The sequence below is a fragment of the Streptomyces melanogenes genome, from assembly GCF_014649795.1.
GTDB lineage: Bacteria > Actinomycetota > Actinomycetes > Streptomycetales > Streptomycetaceae > Streptomyces > Streptomyces noboritoensis.
Genome location: NZ_BMTS01000016.1, coordinates 44193 through 63165 on the forward strand (window position 1 = coordinate 44193; position 18973 = coordinate 63165).

Genomic DNA, 18973 nt, shown 5'->3' on the forward strand with positions numbered 1-18973 from the left:
TGCACCATGGGCGCATGAGCGTGTGCATCGACATCACGGGACTGCCGCAGGAGCGGATCGCCTTCGCGCCCTCCCCGCTGGCCGAGCTGGGCGCCGCCCTGCACGCGCTCTCCGAGCCCGCGCACCACGCCCGACTGCACGGCTGGACCACCACCACGGCGGCCGGGCTCAAGCCGGAGCTGGCCGACCGGCTGCACGAGGCGGACTTCCTGTGGCGGTCCACCCGCTCGGACATCCTGCTGCCGCCGCGCCCCCGCGAGACCCTGGCCGAGGAGCTGGACGACCTCGACCTGATGGACGACGAGAAGTACGTGGCGGCGGCGCTGGAGATCTCCTGCGCGAGCCTCTACAACGCGGGGGCGCCGTCCCCGCTGGTCGACGCGCGGATGCGGGACCGCGCCCTGGACCTCGCCGCCGCGCGCGGCCCCCGCCAGGCCGCCTTCGTCAAGCGGATGCTGCTGGACCCGCCGGGGGCGCGCGCGTGGATACGCAGGCTGTTCGAGGACTGCGACGCCGCGTTCTTCGGGGAGACCTGGCAGCGCGTCCGGGTCCAGCTGGCCGCCGACGCCCGGCACAAGACGGAGCTCCTGAAGCGCAGGGGCCTGGCGGAGGCGGTCGCTGCGGTCTCCCCCGCGGTCGCCCTGGAGCAGGACGAGCGGGGCAGCCGCGTCGTCGTCGACAAGCTGACCCACGGGCGTACGAGCGCGGCGGGCACGGGCCTGACGTTCATCCCGACCGCGTTCGGCTGGCCGCACCTGTTCGCGCTGCACGCGCCGGGGTGGCAGCCGGTGGTCCAGTACCCGGTCCCTACGGGCGAGTTGGGCGGTGCGGCGCCGGTCGACGTGGTGAAGGCCCGTCTGGAGGCGGTCGCGCACCCGATGCGGATGCGGTTGTGCCGGAGTCTGGCGCGGGGGGCGTACACGACGAGCGAGCTGGCCGACGCGTACGGGATATCCGCGCCGGAGGTGTCTCGCCATCTTTCTGTGCTGAAGAAGGCGGGCTTGCTTACTACGCAGCGGCGTGGGCGGTATGTGCTGCATCAGTTGGATGTGGCGGTGGTGGCTCGGCTGGGGAGCGACTTTTTGGAGGGGGTCCTGCGCTAGGTAGTGGCCCGGTCTTCGTCTGCGGCCCGGTGGTGGGTTGCTCGCGCAGTTCCCCGCGCCCCTGAAGATGCCGCTCCGCGGCAATCCCCCTGGGCGGCCCGAAGGGGCGCATTTAAGGGGCGCGGGGAACTGCGCGACCAGCCACCCACCACCCGCAGACAAACACGGCCCACCCCTCAGCCAGTAACCCGCAGCAGCAGCTTCCCCGTCGACGTGCGGCCCTCCATCAGGCAGTGGGCCGCGGCCGCATCCGCCAAGGGGAATTCCGCCGTCACCGGCAGCTCCACCCGCCCGTCCGCCGCGAACGCGAACGCCCGGCCAGCCAGTTCCCGCAGCGCGTCCGGCGCCGCCGACGCGAGGCCCAGGATCGAGAAGCCCGCGACCGAGCGCGCGCCCGGGTAGAGCTCGGGCTGGCCGACGTGCCACGGGGCCTCGCCGCCCGCGTTCCCGTACGAGACGAGCCGTCCGAACAGGGCCAGCGCGTCCAGCCCCTGACGCAGCGTCTCCCCGCCGACCGGATCCAGGACGAGGTCCACACCCCGGCCCCCGGTCGCCCGACGGACGTCCTGGGCGAAGGAGCCGGTGAGGAACGCGTCGTCGTACCCGTGCTCGCGCGCGTACGCGCGCTTCGCCTCGCTGGACACCACCCCGTAGACCGCCCCCGCGCCCGCCAGCCGCGCGAGCTGGCCGACGACCGTGCCGACGCCGCCCGCCGCGCCCTGGACCAGCACGCTCTCGCCGGGCTGCAGCCGCCCCACCTCGTGGACGAGCGCGTGTGCGGTCGGCAGGACCGTGGGGAGCGTGGCGGCGGTGCGCAGGCCGATGCCGTCCGGCACCGGGAAGACGGCGGTGGCGGAGACGACGGCGACCTCCGCGTAGCCGCCGCCCTCCGCCATCGCCGCGACCTCCTGCCCGACCGCGAGCCCTTCGACGCCCGCGCCGAGCTCCCGTACCCGCCCGGAGACCTCAAGGCCCGGCACGAACGGCAGCGACGACACCCGATAGCCCTCCGAACGGGCCTTCACCTCGGCGAAGTTGACCCCGGCGTACGCGACGTCGATGGCGACCTCACCGGGGCCGGGCCGGGGCACCTCGGTCTCCACCAGCCGCAGTACTTCCGGACCGCCCAGCTCGCTGACCTGAATCGCACGCATGACGTGGGTCCCCCTCGGCACCTAAAGTGTTCAATGGAAGTCGAACACTCGGGAGTGTACGACCCGCATCGAACAGTCGGCAAGGGCGCACCGCCGGGCCCGGCCGCCAGGAAGGACACCGATGACCCATCGCGCGGCACCCGAACACACCCACCCCGACAAGGTCCCCCTGATCACGGCCCTGGACGCGCTCGGCGACCCGGTCCGCCTCCAGCTCGTGCGCGAGCTCGCCGCGTCGCGGGAGTGGACGCGCAGCTGCGGCTCGTTCGACGTGCCGGTGCGCAAGGCGGCGCTGAGCCACCACTTCTCGGTGCTGCGCGCGGCCGGACTGGTCGAGCAGCGCGACGACGGGCCCAAGCGGGTCAACCGCCTGCGCCGCGAGGAGTTCGACGAGCGCTTCCCGGGACTGCTCGCCCTGGTCCTGCGCGGCGACTGAGCGCCGCGCACCCCACCGGGTCAGAGCCCTCCGGCCCGCACCAGCCCCGACTCGTACGCCAGGACGACCACCTGCACCCGGTCCCGCAGCCCCAGCTTCGTCAGGATCCGGCCGACATGGGTCTTCACGGTGGCCTCCGAGAGGACCAGACGCGCCGCGATCTCGCCATTCGAGAGGCCCTGCGCGACCAGCAGCATGACCTCGCGCTCGCGCTCGGTCAGCTTGTCCATGGCGCCGCCGGGGCCCTGCTCCTTGCCGGTCGTCGGCAGCATCGGGGCGAACCGGTCCAGCAGGCGCCGGGTGGTGGACGGCGCCACGACCGCGTCACCGCTGTGCACCGAACGGATGGCGCCCAGCAGCTCGCCCGGCGGCACGTCCTTCAGCATGAAGCCGCTGGCGCCCGCCTTCAGCCCAGAGAACGCGTACTCGTCCAGGTCGAATGTGGTCAGGATCAGCACCTTGGGGTGCGTCTCGGCCGAGCAGATCCGACGCGTCGCCTCCACCCCGTCGAGCCGCGGCATGCGCACGTCCATCAGCACCACGTCCACGGCGGTCGCGCGGAGGATCTCGATCGCCTCCGCGCCGTCGCCCGCCTCCGCGACGACCTCCATGTCCGGCTGGGCGGCGAGCACCATCCGGAAGCCGGTGCGCAGCAGCACCTGGTCGTCGACGAGCATCACGCGGATCGTCATCGGGTCCCTCTTCCATCACGACGTACGGGAACAGTGTTTCGCGTACGGGAAACCTAGTGGGCGGGCTTCAGCGGCAGCAGGGCGCTGATGCGGAAGCCGCCGCCCGGGCGCGGCCCCGCGTCCAGAGTGCCGCCGACCATGCCGACGCGCTCGCGCATGCCGATCAGACCGTGCCCCTGGCCGTCGGCGCCGCCGTCCTCGTACATCTCGTGCGCCGCGCCGCGCCCGTCGTCCTCGACCAGCAGGCCGAGCCCGTCGTCGAAGTAGACCAGCCGGACGCTGGCGCCCGCCTCCGGGCCGCCGTGCTTGCGCGTGTTGGTCAGCGCCTCCTGCACGATCCGGTACGCGGTGAGCTCGACGCCGCTGGGCAGCGGGCGCGGGGTGCCCTCGATCTTGAAGTCCACGGTGAGCCCGGCCGTACGCACCTGCTCGACCAGCTCCTCGATCTGCTCGACGTCCGGCTGCGGCACGTACTCCCCCGCCTCCCGGTGCTCGCCCGTGCGCAGCACGCCGAGCAGGCGGCGCATCTCGGCGAGCGCCTGGCGGCCGGTCATCGAGATGGTCTCCAGGGCGATCTTCGCCTGGTCGGGCGCGCTCTCCATCACGTACGCGGCGCCGTCCGCCTGGACCACCATCACCGAGACGTTGTGGGCGACGACGTCGTGCAGCTCGCGGGCGATCCGGGCGCGCTCGGCGGCGACGGCGACCTTGGCCTGCGCCTCGCGCTCCTTCTCCAGGCGGGCGGCGCGCTCCTCCAGCTGGGCGAAGTACGCCCGGCGGGTGCGCATCGAGTCGCCGAGGACCCAGGCGAGGATGAACGGGACGGTCATCACCACGACGAAGAAGACGGTCTGCCCCGGGCTCATGCCGTTGCTGTCGCCGTTGTCGCTGTAGTCCGGCCAGCGCACCATGGCGATCACCGCCGCGAGCAGCGAGCCCACCAGGGCGAACCGCGAGGCCCAGCGCTCGCCGACGGCGGCGGCGGTGTAGATCGCGACCAGCATGGCGAAGTCCGACACGTTCGGACTGACGTTCAGGGCTAGCTGGGCCAGCCCCATCACCGCCGCGAGCACCACCATCTTCTCGGGTGCGCGGCGGCGCAGCGCCACGACGACGCTCAGCCCGATCGCGATCAGCAGGGCGGCCGGCGTCGAGCCGTGGCCGACGCCGGCGGAGACGAGCGACATGCCGGAGATCCCGAGGAGGAAGACGGCCCAGAGGGTGTCGACCGCGGTCGGGTGTCTGCGGATGAAGTCGTAGAGGCGCTGCACGTAACCCAGCGTAGGGATGTCGGATCGGTGCCAGGGTCAACCGGAGGATCGATCCGGGTCGCCGGGGCGTACTCCCCAAGGTGGAGGGAGCCTAGCCTTCTGCTGTGAATCACGAGGTGAGGGACGACACGGCGGGGGCTTCGCAGCCCTGGTCCGGCTGGCGGGCGGCGACCGAACGGGCCCTCTACGGCCCCGACGGCTTCTACCTCCGCCCCGAGGGCCCCGCAGGCCACTTCCGTACCTCCGTCCACGCCTCGCCGCTCTTCGCCCGGGCGGTGGCGCGGCTCCTGGAGGAGGTGGCGGGGGAGCTCGGCGGCGGCGAGGTCGCGTTCGTCGACATGGGCGCGGGGCGCGGGGAGCTCGTGACGGGCGTACTGGCGGCGCTGCCCGCCGGATTCCCCGTACGGGCGTACGCGGTGGAGCGCGCGGCGCGTCCGCCGGGGCTGGACGGGCGGGTGACGTGGCTCGCCTCGCCTCCCGCCGGTGTCCGGGGCCTCCTGTTCGCCAACGAATGGCTGGACAACGTCCCGGCGGACGTGGCCGAGGCCGACGCGGACGGCGTCCCGCGCGAGGTCCTGGTCCGCCCCGACGGCACCGAGCGCCTCGGCGCCCCCGTCTTGGGCGAGGACGCGCGGTGGCTGGAGCGGTGGTGGCCGCTGCGGGAGCCCGGGGAGCGGGCGGAGATCGGGCGCACGCGGGACGAGGCGTGGGCGAGCGCCGTCGGCACGCTGTCGGCGGGCCTTGCCGTGGCGGTGGACTACGCGCACGTGGCATCCGCGCGGCCCCGGTACGGCACGCTCACGGGGTTCCGGGGCGGGCGCGAGGTGCCGCCCGTGCCCGACGGCACGTGCGACATCACGTCGCACGTGGCCCTGGACGCGTGCGCGGGCCCGTCGTCGGAGCTCCTCCCCCAACGCGAGGCCCTCACGGCCCTCGGCATCACGGGCACCCGCCCGCCGCTGTCCCTCGCGTCGACGGACCCGACGGCGTACGTCCGGGCGCTGTCGCGGGCGGGCGAGGCGGCGGAGCTGACGTCCCGGGGCGGACTCGGCGACTTCCTGTGGCTGCGGGAGCGGGTGTGACTTTGTCCGCGGACCGTGGTGGGCTGGTCGCGCAGTTCCCCGCGCCCCTAAATGCGCCCCTGCGGGGCGCCCCTGTAGGGGCGCGGGGAACTGCGCGAGCAACCGACCACAGCCCGCAGACGAACACCGGCCCGATAAGGGGCGCGGGGAACTGCGCGACCAGCCCGCCACGGTCCGCAGACGAACGGGTCCGGGGGCGCAGCCCCCGGGGAAACCCACCCACCCCCAGGTAGGAAATCGCGCCCCCCGCCGGGGATACTGTCGCCCATGACGGAGACCACGGTCGGCATCGGCGGCGCGGCGGAGAGCACCGACATGGTGCTCAACATCGGCCCCCAGCACCCCTCCACCCACGGCGTGCTCCGCCTCCGCCTCGTCCTCGACGGCGAACGCATCCAGCACGCCGAACCGGTCGTCGGGTACATGCACCGCGGCGCCGAGAAGCTCTTCGAGGCGCGCGACTACCGCCAGATCGTCATGCTCGCCAACCGCCACGACTGGCTCTCCGCGTTCTCCAACGAGCTCGGCGTCGTCATGGCCGTCGAGCGCATGCTCGGCATGGAGGTCCCCGAGCGCGCCGTCTGGACCCGCACGCTCCTCGCCGAGCTGAACCGCGCGCTCAACCACCTCATGTTCCTCGGCTCGTACCCCCTCGAACTGGGCGGAATCACCCCGATCTTCCACGCCTTCCGCGAGCGCGAAGAGCTCCAGCACGTGATGGAGGAGGTCTCCGGCGGGCGTATGCACTACATGTTCAACCGCGTCGGCGGCCTCAAGGAGGACCTGCCGCTCGGCTGGCTGGGCCGCGTCCGGGAAGCCGTCGCCGCCGCCAACTCGCGGATGGACGTGTACGACCGGCTCGTCCTCGGCAACGAGATCTTCCGCGGCCGCACCCGCGGCGTCGGCGTCCTGTCCCAGGAGGCCGTGCACGCGTACGGCGTCAGCGGCCCCATCGCCCGCGGCTCCGGCGTCGACTTCGACCTGCGCCGCGACGAGCCGTACCTCGCGTACGGCGAACTCCAGGACACCCTGCGGGTCGTCACCCGTACCGAGGGCGACTGCCTGGCCCGCTTCGAGGTACTGCTCGAACAGACCCACAACGCCCTCGAGCTGGCCGACGCCTGCCTCGACCGGCTCGCCGAGCTGCCGCCCGGGCCGATCAACCAGCGCCTCCCCAAGGTCCTGAAGGCCCCCGAGGGCCACACCTACGCCTGGACCGAGAACCCGCTCGGCATCAACGGGTACTACCTGGTCAGCAAGGGCGAGAAGACCCCGTACCGGCTCAAGCTCCGCTCGGCCTCGTACAACAACATCCAGGCCCTCACCGAGCTCCTGCCGGGCACGCTGGTCGCCGACATGGTCGCGATCCTGGGCTCGCTCTTCTTCGTCGTGGGCGACATCGACAAGTAGCCCCGCCAGGCATACGAAAGGGCCCCGGCGCATCAAGCGCCGGGGCCCTTTCCTCCTACCGTCTACGCGTTACGAGATCGCCGTCCGCAGCACCGCCACGTCCAACTGCTCCGTCTCGTCGTGCGCGGTCAGGTCGATGACCTTGCCCACGACCCGCTCGGGGCCGGTGTGCGGCCGCTCGGCCAGGACCTCCTCGCCCACCACGTCGGCCAGGTCCTCCGTCGCGGCAGCCTCTATCGCGGCCTCGACCGCCTCCTTCTCGACCGCGGTGCCGAAGAAGTCGAAGCTGCCCTCGGGCCGTACGGCGGGGCGGGCGACGTACGGAACGACCGCCGCCGCGACCGGCTTCGGGGCCGCGGGCAGAGCGGGAAGGGCGGCGGACGACGGGCGGACGTGCTCCCCGCTCCCGGCGGCCGCCGAGCGCTTCCCCTGCGGCCCGTCCGCCTCCCGGTCCGCCGGGGCGGCCGGGGCGGGCGACGGACGCACACCCTTCGGAGCCGGAGCCGGAGCCGAAGCCGGGGGCTTGGCCTTGGCCTTGGCCGCCTCCGCCGCCGCGCTGCGCGCCTCCTGGGCACGCCGTGCGTACGGCAGGTTCTCCAGCGCCTTGGAGGCGGCCGCGTAAGCCGCCGGCGTCGGCGTACTGGCCGCGGCGGGCAGCGCCTTGGGCGCGTGGGCCTCCAGGGCGAGTTGGCGACGGCCCTCCAGGGCGCTGGCGCGCTCGGTCTCCGCCGTCGCGTACCGCCGCAGCAGGGCCGCGTGTTCGCCGCGCAGCCCGGCGAGCTCCATGCGCTTGGCACGGAGCTTGGCGTCCAGGCGGCCGCGCAGCTCGCGCGACTCCTCCAGGTCCGCCTCCAGTTCGGCGATCCGCTCCTCGGTGCGCCACTGGTCGGCGGCGCGCGAACGGGTCAACTCGGCGACCCGGCGGCCGGCCGCCCGGTCCCAGCCGCGCATCAGCACCGAGCCGGTGACGGCGGCCACCGCGGCGGCCGCGGCCAGGCCCCGCAGTGCCATGGGCTGATCGAACAGCCAGGCGCCACCGGCGCAGAAGACAGCGGCGCCGGCGACGGCCGACGGCGAGAGGAGCCTGTGCAGAGGAGGGGAATGGCGGTGGCGTCCACGTGGCATGGCCTGAAATTTACCGTGCGTAGACGCCCAATGGAGCCCCGGGCCGCCAATCTCCCGAATCTTCTCGCAACCGCCTTCTGCGGGTCCGGGCTTTAGCCCCCGCTTTCGCTACTTCTTGATCAGTCCCTTCGACTGGAGATAGTCCTTCGCCACGTCGGCCGCCTTCGCCCGCTCCGCGTCCACCTTGCGGTTCAGTTCGACGAGATCGGCGGTCGTCAGCGCGGTGGTGAGCTTGGCGAGCGCGTCGGCTATCTCCTGGTCGCCCGCCTCCTTCGCATTGACCACGGGAAGGACGTTGTCCGCGTTCTGGAGCTTCTTGTCGTCCTCCAGGAGCACCAGGCCGTACTGGTCGAGCGTGGCGTCGGTCGTGGTGGTCAGCACCAGCTGGTCGACGCCGTCCTTGACCGCCTGCTTGGCCTGCGGGGTGCCGACGCCCTTGGGGTCGATGCCGCCGACCTCGATGCCGTACTTGGACTTCAGGCCCGGGGCGCAGAAGGGGCGGACCGTGCACTCGTCGCCCGCCGCGACCTTGACCTTGACCTTCGACTTCCCCAGATCCGAAAGGGTCTTGAGGTTGTTCTTGGCGGCGAATTCCTTGGTCACCGCGAACGCGTTCTGGTCGACGGCCGCGCCCGCCGGGAGCACCTTGAGTCCGCGCGGGGAGGCGAGCTTGGTGAGCTCGGCGACCGTCGCCGCCGCGTCGCTGGAGGCGAGCGGCTTGTCCTTCGCCTTCTCGCCGTTCACCTTGGCGTTGAGGAATTCGGTAAGCGTAGCCGCGTATTCCGGAACGATGTCGATCTCGCCCTTCTCCAGGGCGGGTTCATACAGCTCGCGGTTCTTCACCGTGGTGATCGAGGTGCCGTATCCGGCGTCGCGCAGGACCTGGGAGTAGAGCTCGGCGAGGACGGCGGACTCGGTGAACCCAGCGGCGCCGACGGTGAGCGAGCCCTTCTTGCCGCCCCCGCTACCGGCGCCGCCGCTGCTGCCCTTGTCCTTGTCCTTCTCCAGGCTGTCGCCGCCGCACGCGGCTAGCGAACCTGCCAGTGCCAGCGTGCCCAGTACCGCACCGGCCGTGCGCAGGATCTTGCTCATGAACGTTCACCATCCGAGAGTCAGCGATTGCGAAAGGGAGTTACGGGGTCGTGCCCTGCGCGCGGCGGTGCCGCAGCGGGCTGAACAGCCGGTCGGCCACCACCAGCACGCCCTCGACCAGCAACGCGAGCAGCGCGGCGAGGATCGCCCCCGCGACCACCTGCGGTGTGTTGTACGTGGCGAACCCGGCCGTGATGATCCGGCCGAGGCCCCCGAGCCCCACCATGGAGGCGATCGTCGCCGTCGCCACCACCTGCACCGCGGCCGACCGCACCCCGATCATGATCAGCGGGTAGGCGAGCGGCAGCTCGACCCGGGCGAACAGCTGGCCGCCCGACATCCCCATCCCGCGCGCGGCCTCCACCACCGACCGGTCGACCTCGCGCATGCCCACGTAAGCGTTGGTCAGCAGTGGCGGCACCGCGAAGAGCACCAGCGCGATGATCGTCGGCAGGTACCCCTCCTTGCGCAGCGGGGTGAGCATCAGCAGGGCGAGCACCGCGAAGACCGGCACCGCCCGGCCCACGTTGGAGATGTTGACCGCGAGCGCCCCGCCCCGACCGATGTGCCCGAGCCACAGTGCCAGCGGCAGCGCGATCGCGCAGGCCACCAGGAGCGAGACGCCGCTCACGTAGGCGTGCTCGGCCAGGCGGTGCCAGGCGCCGTCGTCGCCCGACCAGTTGGACCCCGTCGTCAGCCAGGTCCAGGCGTCGGCCATGACCCCCATCAGCGCGCCCCCGCCGTCGTCCGTATGCGTGTCCACGGGGTGAGCAGGCGCTGGAGGCCGAGCAGCAGCAGGTCCGCGACGAGCGCGAGCAGCACGCACAGCACCGAGGCGGTGAGCACCTGCGCCTTGAACGTGGACTGCACGCCGTCGCCTATGAGGTTGCCCAGGCCGCCCTTGCCGACCACCGAGCCGACCGTGGTCAGCGCGACCGTCGACACCGTCGCGATGCGCACGCCGGCCAGCAGCGCGGGCAGCGCCAGCGGCAGCTCGACCTCGAACAGCAGCCGTATCCGTCCGTACCCCATCCCCCGGGCCGCTTCGCGGACTTCGGCGGGGACGGCTTCGAGGCCGGCCAGGATGTTCCGCACCAGGATCGTCAGCGAATAGAGCACCAGGCCGGTGACGACCAGCGACGCGGAGAGCCCGAACACCGGAAGCAGCAGCGAGAACATCGCCAGCGACGGCACCGTGTAGAGCACGGTCGTCAGGGTCAGGACCGCGCCCGCGACCGCCTTGCGGCCGCGCGCGAGCAGCGCCAGCGGAAAGGCGATCAGCAGCCCGATCAGCACCGAGACCACCGTGATCCACACATGCTGGACCGTGGCGTCAGTCAGTTCCTGGCTGCGGGAGTGCACGTACTCCCAGCAGATCCAGTCGTTGCGCACCAGGCAGTTCTGCGCGCTCACCGTGCCCCACCTCCCCCGCCGGATCCCATGAGTCCCCCTACCGAACGTCTGTCTGGCGACCCTAACCCCCACCACTGACAATCGCCGAGGGCCGGTGGGGGATGCCCGCAATCGCACACAGAGCGGCAACATGGGGTTCACACAGCCACGGTCACCACCGGCGACAATGGGGAACCATGATCCGATTCGAGCACGTCACCAAGCGGTACGCCGACGGCACCAAGGCCGTCGACGACCTCTCCTTCGAGGTCGCCGAGGGAGAACTGGTCACGCTCGTCGGGCCGTCCGGCTGCGGCAAGACCACCACGATGAAGATGGTGAACCGGCTGATCGAGCCGACCGAGGGCCGGATATTCCTGGACGGTGAGGACATATCCACCGTCGACCCGGTGCAACTGCGGCGCCGCATCGGCTATGTCATCCAGCAGGTCGGACTCTTCCCGCACAAGACGGTCCTGGAGAACACCGCGACCGTCCCGCACCTGCTCGGCGTCAAGCGCGCCAAGGCCCGCGAGCGCGCGGCCGAACTGCTCGACCTCGTCGGCCTCGACCCCAAGGTCCACGGGTCGCGCTACCCCGAGCAGCTCTCCGGCGGCCAGCGCCAACGGGTGGGCGTGGCACGGGCGTTGGCGGCCGACCCGCCGGTGCTGCTGATGGACGAGCCGTTCGGCGCGGTCGACCCGGTGGTGCGCGAGCGGCTGCAGAACGAGTTCCTCAAGCTCCAGTCGCAGGTCCGCAAGACCGTCCTGTTCGTCACCCACGACATCGAGGAGGCGGTCCGCCTCGGCGACCGCATCGCGGTGTACGGGCAGGGGCGCATCGAGCAGTTGGACGCCCCGGCGGCCGTGCTCGGCACCCCGGCGACGCCGTACGTCGCGGACTTCGTCGGCGCCGACCGGGGCCTGAAGCGCCTCTCGGTGACGCCCATCGAGGAGAGCGACCTGGAGCAGCCGCCGGTGGTGCGGCTCGACGACCCGCTCCCCCGCGACCTCGGCGCCCCCTGGGCGGTCGTCCTGGACGCCTCCGGCGACCTGCACGGCTGGATCTCCGCCGAGAAGGCCGCCCTGGCCGGTGAGGGGACCCGCAAGGCGACCGTGCGCGAGCACGCCCGCCGGATGGAGGCCTGGCTGCCGCTGGGCGCCTCCCTCAAGCAGGCCTTCGCGACGATGCTCCAGCACGACGCGGGGTGGATCGCGGTGATCGACCACGAGGGGACGGGCCGGTTCCTCGGCGTGCTCACCCCGGCCCGCCTCCACGAGGCGCTGCGCCGCTCGATCGACGCGGACGCCCAGGCCGTCCCCCGTACCGAAGTGGAAGTGGAATCGATCAGTTCGCGGTGAGGCGGCTGCTGATCCACTCCAGGACCGGCGGGATCTCCCGCCGCCAGGTGTTGAAGTTGTGCCCGCCGCTGTCGAGCGTGATCGACGAGACGCGCGCGGGCGACTTCACCTTCTCGATGAACTTCAGCGTCGGCTTGAGGTTGTCCTCGCCCGACTTGGAGCTGGTGACCAGGAACGACGACTTGGCCGGAGCCACGTGGTCGAGCGACCACAGCAGGTTGGAACGATTCTTCGCGGCCTTGTCGCCGTGGAAGAGATCACCGGTGGTCGGGTCGCTGGCGGCCTTGTAGTACGCCGAGAGGCCGGCGCTGGCGCCGAAGGTCTCCGGGTGGTGGATGCCGATCTTCAGCGCGCAGTAGCCACCGGTCGAGTTCCCGATGAAGCCCCAGTTCTGCGGCTTGGTGCCGACCCGGTAGGTCTGGGAGACGGCCTTGGGCAGGTCCTGGGCGAAGAAGGTCTCGGTCTGCGGGCCGCCCGGGACGTCCACGCACTCGGTGTCGCGCGGCGGCGCCACGGTCGGGCGCATCATCACCAGGATCATCGGCTGCGCCTTCTTCTGCTTGACCTGCGCCCACGCCGTCTTCGGGTACCTCAGCCCCTTGATCAGGTTCTCCGCGGTGCCCGGGTAGCCGGTGAGCACCACGGCCGCCGGGAACTTCTGGTTCTCGTACTTCTTCTGGAAGTACTCCGGGGGCAGATAGACGTAGGCGGGGCTGGCTATTTTGGAGCGCTGGCCCTGGACGACCACCTTCTGGATCTCACCCCCCGCCGCGGGGTTCCCGGCACCGGGGGTGTCGGGCTTCTGCTTCCCCGTGACCTTGATGTCCTTGCTTCCGGCGGAGTGGTCGACGACCACGCCCATGCCGTTCTCCTGGCCGAACAGGTCCGCCCACGAGCCGTAGAAGAGGAAGGAGTTGTTGGCCGCGAGGCCCACCGAGGCGAAGAGCATCAGCTGAGTGCCGAGGAGCAGGCCGATCCGGCCCAGAACGGCTCGCCAGCTGCGGTTGGCCAGCTTCGGCCAGAGCCAGATGGTGAGCGCGAACAGCACCACCGCCAGTACGACGGCGAGCGCCAGAACCTTGTTGCTCGTGAGACCCATGAGTCGTCGAAACTTTCTGACTGAGATTTTCCTGAGACCGAGGGAACCCGCCCCCGGGAAGTGCCGTCCTAGAGGGCGCAAATTGTCCGGAACACAGCGGCGACCTTGTCACTGTGGCGGACAACAGAATCTCTCGCGGAGTCACGGGAAGCGATGTCTGTCAGGATAGATGGGGACAAAAAGGGTTCGGTTCCGGCCGGCGCGCGCAAAGTCCTCCGCGGACCGCGCCCCGAGACGGTACCTTCACTGGTCGGCAGGGCCGCGACGTTCGTGGGCCTGCTCAACATCGCCGCCGGCATCTTCCCGCGCTTCCGCGCCAGCCGGATGCACGCCGTCACCGAGGTCCTGCCGGGTACGACGGGTCCCTTCGCGGCGGCCCTGGCCCTCAGCACCGGCGTTCTGCTGCTGCTCCTGGCGCACGGCCTGAAGCGGCGCAAGCGGCGGGCCTGGCGGGCCGCGGTCGCCCTGCTGCCGATCGGCGCGGTGGCCCAGTTCCTCTACCGGCACTCGGTCGTCGGCGTACTGATCTCGATCGCCCTGCTGGTGCTGCTGGTCAGGCACCGCAGCGAGTTCACCGCGCTGCCCGACCCGCGCAGCCGCTGGAAGGCGCTGGCCAACTTCATCCTGCTCGGCTCCGGCTCGCTGGGCCTGGGCCTGGTGATCGTCTCGGTCCACCCGGGCCGGGTCGTCGGCAACCCGTCGATCGCCGACCGCATCCAGCACGTGATGTACGGCCTGTTCGGCTTCGAGGGCCCCGTCGAGTACGCGGGCGACACCAGCTGGACCGTCGCCTACTCGCTGGGCGCGCTCGGCCTGCTGACCGCGATCACCACGATCTACCTGGCCTTCCGCCCGGAGCACCCGGCGGCCCGGCTCACCGAGGACGACGAGCGCCAGCTGCGCGACCTGCTCGCCAAGCACGGCGCCCGCGACTCGCTCGGCCACTTCGCGCTCCGCCGCGACAAGGCGGTCGTCTTCTCCCCCAGCGGCAAGGCGGCCGTCACCTACCGGGTGGTCTCCGGTGTGATGCTCGCCTCGGGCGACCCGATCGGCGACGTCGAGGCCTGGCCCGGCGCCATCGAGCGGTTCATGGACGAGGCCAAGGCCCACTCCTGGACCCCGGCCGTGGTCGGCTGCTCGGAGACCGGCGGCGAGGTGTGGACCCGCGAGACCGGGCTCGACGCCCTGGAGCTGGGCGACGAGGCGGTGGTGGACGCCGCGGATTTCTCCCTTTCCGGGCGCGCCATGCGGAACGTACGCCAGATGGTCAAGCGCATCGAGCGCAATGGCTACGAAACCCGCGTACGGCGCGTCCGTGATCTCTCCGTAGGTGAGCTGGAACGGATCCGGCGGGCCGCCGACGACTGGCGCGGCACCGACACCGAGCGCGGCTTCTCCATGGCGCTGGGGCGGATCGGCGACCCGGGCGACGGCGACTGCGTGATCGCCACCGCCCACAAGGCCGACGACGACGGCTCGGGCGAGCCGGGCCCGTACGGCGACCTCAAGGCAATGATTCACTTCGTCCCCTGGGGAACCGACGGAATGTCGCTGGAGCTGATGCGCCGCGACCGCTCCGCCGACCCGGGTATGAACGAGCTGCTGATCGTCGCCGCGCTCCAGGCGGCGCCCAAGATCGGCATCGAACACGTCTCCCTGAACTTCGCGATGTTCCGCTCGGCCCTCGCGCGCGGCGAGAAGATCGGCGCGGGCCCGGTGCTGCGCCTCTGGCGCGGACTGCTGGTCTTCCTGTCGCGCTGGTTCCAGATTGAGTCGCTGTACAAGTTCAACGCAAAGTTCCAGCCACGCTGGGAGCCGCGCTTCATGGTCTACCGCGCCCACGGCGACCTGCCGCGCATCGGCTTCGCGGTGATGCAGGCGGAGGGCTTCGTGAACGTCGCCCTCCCCCGCCCCTTCACCCGCTTCAGCCGCACCCACCGCCAACGCCCGTGCGCCCACCTGACGGCAACGGAGGGCGAGAGAGCGGTAAGGGCGGCGTAGCGCCGCTTGAGGGGGCGGCGGAGCCGCCATCTAAGGGGCGCGGGGAACTGCGCGACCAGCCATGCACGGTCCGCAGCTTGTAGACGACAGAAAAAGGGGCCCGGGGAAACTCCCCGGGCCCCTTTCGCGTTACGCGGAGACGGACTCCGCAGCCTTCTCGGCCACAGCAGCCTCCGGCTGCTCCGGCTTCGGCCGACGGTCAGAGTGCAGCCCGACCAGCGCAACCAGGACGACCAGCAGGAACGCACCGCCCGCGAGGGCGAAGCTCAGCGTGAACTGGCTCTCCTGCGGCAGCGGCGGCACCCCCGCAGGCAGGTGCTCGATCGTCTTCGACGCGAGCAGCGACGTGATCACCGCACTGGCGATCGCACTGCCGACCGACCGCGAGATCGAGTTGATCCCGTTGGCGATACCCGTCTGGTGGTGCGGGACGCTCGCCACGATCAGCGCCGGCATCGCCGCGTAACCGAAGCTGATGGCGACGCCGATCACCATGCCGGCCAGGATCACCGAGGCGCTGGAGTCGTGCGCGCCGGTCAGCCAGGCGAAGCCGATGACACCGAACGCGGCACCGGCGGTCAGCGTGAAGCGGGCGCCGATGCGGCGGACCAGCATGCCGCCGATCTGGGCCGCGAGCAGCGACATGATCGTGGTGGGCAGCAGGTACTCGACGGAGGCGCGCAGCACCGACGCGGTGAAGCCGTAACCGGTGACCTTCTCCGGCATCTGCACCAGGTACGAGACGCCGATGAACTGCGAGAACATCGCGAAGCCGAGCAGCAGTCCGGCCGCGTTGGTGAAGAGCACCGGGCGGTGGGCGAACATCTTCATGTCCACCATGGGCTCCTTGACCTTGCGCTCGACCAGGACCCAGACCCCGGCCATCACGACGGCCGCGACGAACAGGCCGAGGGTGCGGACCGAGGTCCAGCCCCACTCGTGGCCCTGCGAGATCGGCAGCAGCAGGAGGACCAGGAGGGCGGCCAGCGTGCCGGCGCCCAGCCAGTCGGTGCGCCCGCCGGGCTTGTGGCGCGAGGCCGGGACGCCGACGACGACGGCGACCAGGGCCACGATGGCGAGCACGGCGGCCAGCCAGAAGACGCGGTGGTAGTCGGGGTTGTCGCCCTGGGTCAGCAGGCCCGCGCCCACCAGGGCGAGGCCGCTGCCGAACGCCAGGGTGCCGCTGACCAGCGCCATCGCGCCGTGCAGCTTCTCCGGGCGGATCTCCTCGCGCAGCACCGAGAGGGCCAGCGGGAAGATCGCGGTGGCGGCGCCCTGCATGACGCGGCCGACGATCAGCCAGAGCAGCGAGCTGGTGGTGGCCGCGAGCACCGAGCCCGCGACCATCAGCACCAGGACGCCTATGAGCGTGGGCTTCTTGCCGTGCATGTCGCCGAAGCGGCCGAGCAGCGGGGTGAAGACGGCGGCGGAGAGGAGGGTCGCGGTGGTGACCCAGCTGACGTTGGCGGTGGAGGTGCCGAGGTCGTTCTGGATGATGCCGAGGATCGGCACGACCAGGGTCTGCATCATCGAGACGACCATGGCGGCCAGCCCGAGGACCAGGACGAGCGCGGGGCCGCCGGTGGGGCGCGTGGGCGCCACGTGATGTGTGGGAGTCACGGTTTCTTCCGTAGGAGTACGTAGGGAAGGGGTCGCTTGAGGTCTTCAATGCTCTTCGATACTTGACTACCTCAAGTGCTTGATTACCCCAAGCAACTAGACTGACGGTAAACCTCAAAGGTTGAGATCGTCAAGTTTCTCGCGGTAAGGTGGCGTCATGTCTGGAACCAGCCGCCCGGCCGCCGTGACCGACGCCGTCACGAACGACGCGCTCATGGACGCCCTCTGGGACTCCCTGGCGGACTACTACGGCGACTTCACCGCGGCCGCCGCCGAGGCCGGCCTCACCGCCAGCCAGGCCAAGGCCCTCACCGTGCTGCGCCGGGGCCCCGCCGCGATGCGCTCGCTCGCCACCACGCTCCACTGCGACGCCTCCAACATCACCGGCATCGTGGACCGCCTCGAAACCAGGGGCCTGGTCCGCCGCGAGGCCAGCCCCACCGACCGCCGCGTCAAGAACGTCCTGCTGACCGACGACGGCGTCCGCACCGTCGAATCGATCCGCGCGGGCATGCACGGCACCCACAGCGCCCTGGACGCCCTGGCGGACGCCGATCGCGGCGCCCTCCACGAACTGCTGCGCCGCCTGTTCCCGGGCCCCGCCGCCCGCCCGGGCCCCGGCCCGCGGGCCCTCGGCTGACGTACGGCCGGGGCCCGGCGGAGGTCTGGTCCGAAGACCACCGGCTGACGCCTACGCTGGACGTATGAGTACGTTGCGCCGACGGGGCACGGTGACCGGACTGCCCGAGTGGGACCGCTGCGCGGTCATGGGCGTGGTCAACGTCACGCCCGACTCCTTCTCCGACGGCGGCCGCTGGTTCGACACCGCCGCCGCCGTCAAGCACGGCCTCGACCTCGTCGCCGAGGGCGCCGACCTGGTGGACGTCGGCGGCGAGTCCACCCGCCCCGGCGCCTCCCGCGTCGACGAGGACGAGGAGCTGCGCCGGGTTGTCCCCGTGGTGCGCGGCCTCGCCTCCGAAGGCGTCACCGTCTCCGTCGACACCATGCGCGCCGCCGTCGCCGAACAGGCTGTCGCGGCGGGCGCGTCGCTGGTCAACGACGTCAGCGGCGGCCTCGCCGACCCCCACATGATCCCCGTGGTGGCCGCCACCGAGGCCCCCTTCGTCGTCATGCACTGGCGCGGCTTCAGCCAGGACATGAACAGCCGCGCGGTGTACGCGGACGTGGTCGGCGAGGTCGTCGCCGAGCTCCACGCGCGCGTGGAGGCCGTCGTCGCCGGCGGCATCGCCCCCGAGCGCATCGTCATCGACCCCGGCCTCGGCTTCGCCAAGCAGGCCGAACACGACCTCGCGCTCGTCGCCCACCTGGCCGAGCTGCGCGCCCTGGGCCGCCCCCTGCTCGTCGCCGCCTCCCGCAAGCGGTTCCTGGGCCATGTCCTCGCCGGGGACGGCTCCGGCCCGCCCCCCGCCCGCGAACGGGACGCCGCCACCGCCGCCGTCTCAGCCATCGCCGCCCACGAGGGCGCCTGGGCGGTCCGGGTCCACGAGGTCCGCGCCACCGCCGACGCCGTACGCGTCGCGCGCGCGGTCGAAGGCGCGGCGGGCGGCCCGGCCCGGCCCGCCGAGGGGACCGCGTGACGGCCCGCACCGACGTCGAGGCCGTCGAGCTGGCCAACACCGCGTTCTACGAGACGCTGGAGCGCGGCGACTTCGACGGGCTCTCCGAGCTCTGGCTGAGCGCCACCGACGCCGGGGACACCTCGATCTCCTGCGTCCACCCCGGCTGGCCGGTCCTCTCCGGCCGCGGCGAGGTGCTCCGCTCGTACGCGCTGATCATGGCGAACACGGAGTACATCCAGTTCTTCCTGACCGACGTGAAGGTCGTCGTCCTCACCGACACCGCCCTGGTCACCTGCACCGAGAACATCCTCAGCGGCGGCCCCGCCCAGGAGAGCGGCGAGCTCGGTCCGCTGGTGGGACAGCTCGTCGTCGCCACCAATGTGTTCCGCCGCACACCCGAGGGCTGGAAGCTCTGGTCCCACCACGGCTCCCCCGTTCTGGCCGAAACGGGCGACGACGAGGGTTCCGAGGACTGAAGCCCGGGCTGCCGGCGGTTGAAGACCCGGATCACGAGGATTGAAACAGGGGGCTCGGGGTAGGGGCGGATACCAGTCC

18 protein-coding genes are annotated in these 18973 nt (G+C 71.6%); 9 read left to right on the top strand and 9 right to left on the bottom strand.

The window, feature by feature from the left end; all coding sequences use genetic code 11:
- Positions 1–14: 14 nt before the first annotated feature.
- Entirely contained in the window at positions 15–1103 is a 1089-nt protein-coding gene (locus tag IE252_RS30005) for a DUF5937 family protein (RefSeq protein ID WP_190092566.1), read from the top strand.
- A gap of 176 nt (positions 1104–1279) precedes the next feature.
- On the opposite strand, the gene IE252_RS30010 is transcribed toward IE252_RS30005, so the two are convergent.
- Complete coding sequence (locus tag IE252_RS30010) at positions 1280–2257, bottom strand: quinone oxidoreductase family protein (RefSeq protein WP_190092567.1); 978 nt, start codon at positions 2255–2257, stop codon at positions 1280–1282.
- 121 nt (positions 2258–2378) lie between these two features.
- Between IE252_RS30010 and IE252_RS30015 the strand changes: the two genes are divergently transcribed.
- Complete coding sequence (locus IE252_RS30015; RefSeq protein WP_101389421.1) at positions 2379–2693, top strand: ArsR/SmtB family transcription factor; 315 nt, start codon at positions 2379–2381, stop codon at positions 2691–2693.
- Between the two features lie 20 nt (positions 2694–2713).
- Here the strand turns inward: IE252_RS30015 and IE252_RS30020 are convergent, their stop codons facing one another.
- Together IE252_RS30020 and IE252_RS30025 are read right to left on the bottom strand one after the other, a co-directional pair.
- Positions 2714–3385, bottom strand: a complete 672-nt coding sequence (locus tag IE252_RS30020; RefSeq protein ID WP_101389420.1) for a response regulator transcription factor — start codon at positions 3383–3385, stop codon at positions 2714–2716.
- Positions 3386–3438: 53 nt separating this feature from the next.
- Positions 3439–4656: a sensor histidine kinase gene (locus IE252_RS30025; RefSeq protein ID WP_190092568.1), complete on the bottom strand. Its 1218-nt coding sequence runs from the start codon at positions 4654–4656 to the stop codon at positions 3439–3441.
- 104 nt (positions 4657–4760) lie between these two features.
- Between IE252_RS30025 and IE252_RS30030 the strand changes: the two genes are divergently transcribed.
- Both IE252_RS30030 and IE252_RS30035 read left to right on the top strand, forming a co-directional pair.
- Entirely contained in the window at positions 4761–5738 is a 978-nt protein-coding gene (locus tag IE252_RS30030) for an SAM-dependent methyltransferase (RefSeq protein ID WP_190092569.1), read from the top strand.
- A gap of 267 nt (positions 5739–6005) precedes the next feature.
- Positions 6006–7148, top strand: coding sequence for an NADH-quinone oxidoreductase subunit D (locus IE252_RS30035; RefSeq protein WP_101389417.1), 1143 nt, complete (start codon positions 6006–6008; stop codon positions 7146–7148).
- A gap of 69 nt (positions 7149–7217) precedes the next feature.
- On the opposite strand, the gene IE252_RS30040 is transcribed toward IE252_RS30035, so the two are convergent.
- The 4 genes from IE252_RS30040 to IE252_RS30055 all read right to left on the bottom strand — a co-directional run bounded on the left by IE252_RS30040 (position 7218) and on the right by IE252_RS30055 (position 10778).
- Positions 7218–8273 carry a hypothetical protein gene (locus tag IE252_RS30040; RefSeq protein WP_190092570.1) on the bottom strand — a complete coding sequence of 352 codons (1056 nt, stop codon included), beginning with the start codon at positions 8271–8273 and terminating at the stop codon, positions 7218–7220.
- A 108-nt stretch (positions 8274–8381) separates the two neighbouring features.
- Positions 8382–9365: an ABC transporter substrate-binding protein gene (locus IE252_RS30045; RefSeq protein ID WP_190092571.1), complete on the bottom strand. Its 984-nt coding sequence runs from the start codon at positions 9363–9365 to the stop codon at positions 8382–8384.
- A gap of 40 nt (positions 9366–9405) precedes the next feature.
- Entirely contained in the window at positions 9406–10092 is a 687-nt protein-coding gene (locus IE252_RS30050) for an ABC transporter permease (protein ID WP_190092652.1), read from the bottom strand.
- Positions 10092–10778, bottom strand: coding sequence for an ABC transporter permease (locus tag IE252_RS30055; RefSeq protein ID WP_190092572.1), 687 nt, complete (start codon positions 10776–10778; stop codon positions 10092–10094). The genes IE252_RS30050 and IE252_RS30055 overlap by 1 nt, the downstream gene beginning before the upstream one ends.
- A 176-nt stretch (positions 10779–10954) precedes the next feature.
- Between IE252_RS30055 and IE252_RS30060 the strand changes: the two genes are divergently transcribed.
- The gene (locus tag IE252_RS30060; RefSeq protein ID WP_190092573.1) at positions 10955–12118 is read left to right on the top strand and encodes an ABC transporter ATP-binding protein; all 1164 of its coding nucleotides are present in this window, start codon (positions 10955–10957) and stop codon (positions 12116–12118) included.
- On the opposite strand, the gene IE252_RS30065 is transcribed toward IE252_RS30060, so the two are convergent.
- Positions 12105–13217: an alpha/beta hydrolase gene (locus IE252_RS30065; RefSeq protein ID WP_190092574.1), complete on the bottom strand. Its 1113-nt coding sequence runs from the start codon at positions 13215–13217 to the stop codon at positions 12105–12107. The two genes, IE252_RS30060 and IE252_RS30065, sit on opposite strands and share 14 nt — an antisense overlap.
- Before the next feature lie 153 nt (positions 13218–13370).
- On the opposite strand from IE252_RS30065, the gene IE252_RS30070 reads away from it, so the two are divergent.
- Positions 13371–15218: a phosphatidylglycerol lysyltransferase domain-containing protein gene (locus tag IE252_RS30070; protein WP_190092575.1), complete on the top strand. Its 1848-nt coding sequence runs from the start codon at positions 13371–13373 to the stop codon at positions 15216–15218.
- A gap of 129 nt (positions 15219–15347) precedes the next feature.
- Here IE252_RS30070 and IE252_RS30075 read toward each other — a convergent pair whose 3' ends face one another.
- Positions 15348–16838, bottom strand: a complete 1491-nt coding sequence (locus tag IE252_RS30075) for an MFS transporter (protein ID WP_373298640.1) — start codon at positions 16836–16838, stop codon at positions 15348–15350.
- Between the two features lie 157 nt (positions 16839–16995).
- Here IE252_RS30075 and IE252_RS30080 point away from each other — a divergent pair, with 157 nt between their 5' ends.
- From IE252_RS30080 to IE252_RS30090, 3 genes are all read left to right on the top strand, one after another.
- Positions 16996–17478 carry a MarR family winged helix-turn-helix transcriptional regulator gene (locus IE252_RS30080; RefSeq protein WP_229848863.1) on the top strand — a complete coding sequence of 161 codons (483 nt, stop codon included), beginning with the start codon at positions 16996–16998 and terminating at the stop codon, positions 17476–17478.
- Positions 17479–17542: 64 nt separating this feature from the next.
- A complete protein-coding gene (gene folP, locus IE252_RS30085) occupies positions 17543–18436 on the top strand; it encodes a dihydropteroate synthase (protein WP_190092576.1) in 894 nt (297 codons plus the stop codon).
- Positions 18433–18894 (top strand): nuclear transport factor 2 family protein, encoded by a 462-nt coding sequence (locus IE252_RS30090; RefSeq protein ID WP_190092577.1) that lies wholly within the window; start codon positions 18433–18435, stop codon positions 18892–18894. Before folP ends, IE252_RS30090 begins: the two co-directional genes overlap by 4 nt.
- The last annotated feature ends 79 nt before the right edge of the window (positions 18895–18973 follow it).